Origin of the sequence: Sphingomonas sp. CCH5-D11 (assembly GCF_001557395.1) — a bacterium.
Taxonomy (GTDB): domain Bacteria; phylum Pseudomonadota; class Alphaproteobacteria; order Sphingomonadales; family Sphingomonadaceae; genus Sphingomonas.
On record NZ_LSKH01000332.1, the window covers coordinates 1 to 540 of the forward strand.

Annotated in this window: 1 pseudogene; it reads right to left on the bottom strand. The window is 65.7% G+C overall.

The features are described 5' to 3' along the window. Window positions 1-420, bottom strand: a pseudogene (locus tag AX702_RS20415) (4-alpha-glucanotransferase); the annotation flags it as partial. Window positions 421-540: the final 120 nt, after the last annotated feature.

Sequence of the window (540 nt, forward strand, 5' to 3'; positions counted from 1 at the left end):
GGTGGCGTAAGTGCCGTAGGCGGTCGGGTGATCGTCGCGCAGGGACGGGATCTGGACGGCAACGCCCCAGCCATGACCGGGCGGCTGCGGGCAACGGGGCGGAGCGACGGCGATCGTAAAATGGCGGCCGCCGACCTGTAGGTGGTGGTAGCCGATCGTGGTGATGGCGTCGGTGCCGAGCGTCAGCGGGTGATTGGTGCCGTCTTCCAGCGTGAGTTCGGCGGTGTCGGTCGCGCTGCCGGCAATCGTGAGCGGCTGGCCGGCGGTGATCGAGAGAAAGGGCTGATCGGCCGGGGTCTGATCCAGGCAGGCGAGCAGGGTTTCGAGGACGGCATCGTCGACCTGCTGAGCGGTGCCGGTAGCATCGGTCCAATGGCGCTTGAGGCCGGCGGCGGCTGCTGCGGCGCGGAGGTTCTTCATTCGAGCCAGGCGATGAAGCGATCGTCGGTGGTGAAGAGGAGGCCGTTTTCCCCTTCGTCGCGAGCATAGTCGAGGATTTTGTTCCTGTCTCTTATACACATCTCCGAGCCCACGAGACTA